This window comes from Vibrio sp. AND4 (assembly GCF_000171815.1).
GTDB lineage: Bacteria > Pseudomonadota > Gammaproteobacteria > Enterobacterales > Vibrionaceae > Vibrio.
In genome coordinates this window covers 1-1,125 of record NZ_ABGR01000133.1, presented here as the reverse complement: position 1 = coordinate 1,125, position 1,125 = coordinate 1, and the positions used below count along the sequence as shown (strand labels likewise).

General features: G+C 44.8%; 2 protein-coding genes. One reads left to right on the top strand and one right to left on the bottom strand.

The window, feature by feature from the left end; all coding sequences use genetic code 11:
• Window positions 1–382, bottom strand: a 382-nt coding sequence (gene rrtA, locus AND4_RS19810; RefSeq protein WP_009844657.1) for a rhombosortase, incomplete at its 3' end; no start/stop codon positions are given.
• A 3-nt stretch (window positions 383–385) separates the two neighbouring features.
• Here rrtA and AND4_RS19210 point away from each other — a divergent pair.
• Window positions 386–1,024 carry a DTW domain-containing protein gene (locus tag AND4_RS19210; protein WP_009844656.1) on the top strand — a complete coding sequence of 213 codons (639 nt, stop codon included), beginning with the start codon at window positions 386–388 and terminating at the stop codon, window positions 1,022–1,024.
• The last annotated feature ends 101 nt before the right edge of the window (window positions 1,025–1,125 follow it).

The window sequence follows — 1,125 nt, the reverse complement described above, 5'->3', positions numbered from 1 at the left end:
CTAATACTAAACTGCTTCTTCTGCCGTCAAAAACCTCAGCCAGCGCCCAGAAACCGAATAACCCATGTAATACTCCCGACAAGCCAACATAAATTGACATGTTGGTGAATAAGTTCATTGCACCAACGAAGGCGCACAGGACAATGAACACAATAAGAAAGTTGCGCACAGTAGGGCGGAAAATGAAGCCGATTACCCATAAACCAGCGAGATTCATACCGAGGTGAGCAAAGTTGGTATGCGTGAGATTTCCTGTTACGATCCGCCACCATTCGCCATGGCGTATATTGTAAGCGTGCCATTCGGTTAAGCTCGCCATGGGTTCGAATTGCAGTATTAAACAGATAACGCTGATGATGCTCAGCAATGTATAAAGGTTCACTCTATGTCTCGTTATTGTTCTCAGTGTGGAAAATCGCGCAAAGCTTGTATTTGCCATTGGATTGTACCGCTAGCAAACGAGGTTGAACTTATCATCCTTCAGCACACGAGTGAAGAACATCGTCCTCTTGGTACGGCACGGATTCTCAATTTGAGCCTAAATCACTGTACTTGTCTGATCGGAGAAGACTTTTCGGATAGTGACGTTTTAAATGCTTTGCTTGAGGAAGAGGATTACCAACATTTCATTCTTTACCCTTCAGAGCACTCGACGTGCCTCTCTTTAATATCTGCGAACAACATACTGTCTGGGAACAACAAAGGCGCTGCCGTTACAAAAACACGTTTGATTTTACTCGATGGTACTTGGAAGAAAGCCTATAAGATGTGGCAGTTATCGACAAACTTACACGCTATCCCGACGGTGAAATTACCAGAGGATCTGCAAGGTCATTATACAATTCGTAAAGCGCCATCGGAGAACAGTTTATCGACGGTCGAAGCGGGATATCACGCGCTGAGTTTGATGGAATCTGGGAAAGATTTCACACCTTTGTTGACAGCGTTTGAGAAGATGATCGAGTTTCAAATCGCCCAGATGCCTCCGGGCGTATTTGCAAAGAATTACCGACAAGGTGAATAGTTTCGCTCTCGACGACAATGAGCAACACCTAAATTTGATGACATACAACATTTGGGCTTTACCGGCTGTGGCTTCACACATTGATGACCGCTACGAGCTGA